Below are 1,628 nucleotides of genomic sequence, written 5' to 3' on the forward strand. Positions count from 1 at the left end.
GTTGGTAACACGACAGAATTCATTGAGCAGATGTCTTGGTTTCGGCTAAGCATCACAAACGATTTTTTAATTGAAGAGTTTGATCATGGCTCAGATTGAACGCTGGCGGCAGGCTTAACACATGCAAGTCGAGCGGTAACAGAGAGTAGCTTGCTACTTTGCTGACGAGCGGCGGACGGGTGAGTAATGCTTGGGAATATGCCATATGGTGGGGGACAACAGTTGGAAACGACTGCTAATACCGCATAACGTCTACGGACCAAAGAGGGGGATTCTTCGGAACCTCTTGCCATTTGATTAGCCCAAGTGAGATTAGCTAGTTGGTGAGGTAATGGCTCACCAAGGCGACGATCTCTAGCTGGTTTGAGAGGATGATCAGCCACACTGGGACTGAGACACGGCCCAGACTCCTACGGGAGGCAGCAGTGGGGAATATTGCACAATGGGCGAAAGCCTGATGCAGCCATGCCGCGTGTGTGAAGAAGGCCTTCGGGTTGTAAAGCACTTTCAGTTGTGAGGAAAGGTGGGTAGTTAATAGCTGCTCACTGTGACGTTAGCAACAGAAGAAGCACCGGCTAACTCCGTGCCAGCAGCCGCGGTAATACGGAGGGTGCGAGCGTTAATCGGAATTACTGGGCGTAAAGCGTGCGTAGGCGGTTTGTTAAGCAAGATGTGAAAGCCCAGGGCTCAACCTTGGAACTGCATTTTGAACTGGCAAACTAGAGTACTGTAGAGGGTGGTGGAATTTCCAGTGTAGCGGTGAAATGCGTAGAGATTGGAAGGAACATCAGTGGCGAAGGCGGCCACCTGGACAGATACTGACGCTGAGGCACGAAAGCGTGGGGAGCAAACAGGATTAGATACCCTGGTAGTCCACGCCGTAAACGATGTCAACTAGCTGTCTGTGGACTTGATCCGTGGGTAGCGGAGCTAACGCATTAAGTTGACCGCCTGGGGAGTACGGCCGCAAGGTTAAAACTCAAATGAATTGACGGGGGCCCGCACAAGCGGTGGAGCATGTGGTTTAATTCGATGCAACGCGAAGAACCTTACCATCCCTTGACATCCACAGAAGAGACTAGAGATAGACTTGTGCCTTCGGGAACTGTGAGACAGGTGCTGCATGGCTGTCGTCAGCTCGTGTTGTGAAATGTTGGGTTAAGTCCCGCAACGAGCGCAACCCCTATCCTTATTTGCCAGCGCGTTATGGCGGGAACTCTAAGGAGACTGCCGGTGATAAACCGGAGGAAGGTGGGGACGACGTCAAGTCATCATGGCCCTTACGGGATGGGCTACACACGTGCTACAATGGCAAGTACAGAGGGCAGCAATACCGCGAGGTGGAGCGAATCCCACAAAGCTTGTCGTAGTCCGGATTGGAGTCTGCAACTCGACTCCATGAAGTCGGAATCGCTAGTAATCGTAGATCAGAATGCTACGGTGAATACGTTCCCGGGCCTTGTACACACCGCCCGTCACACCATGGGAGTGGGATGCAAAAGAAGTGGCTAGTTTAACCTTCGGGAGGACGGTCACCACTTTGTGTTTCATGACTGGGGTGAAGTCGTAACAAGGTAACCCTAGGGGAACCTGGGGTTGGATCACCTCCTTATCTTGAAGTAAAAACA

General features: G+C 51.8%; 1 rRNA gene. It reads left to right on the forward strand.

Annotated features, from left to right (window positions below):
* Positions 1-67 precede the first annotated feature (67 nt).
* Positions 68-1,612: ribosomal RNA gene (locus tag H4J66_RS08310) — 16S ribosomal RNA — on the forward strand.
* Positions 1,613-1,628 lie beyond the last annotated feature (16 nt).

The sequence above is a fragment of the Colwellia sp. MB3u-55 genome, assembly GCF_014076785.1.
Classification (GTDB): Bacteria; Pseudomonadota; Gammaproteobacteria; order Enterobacterales; family Alteromonadaceae; genus Colwellia_A.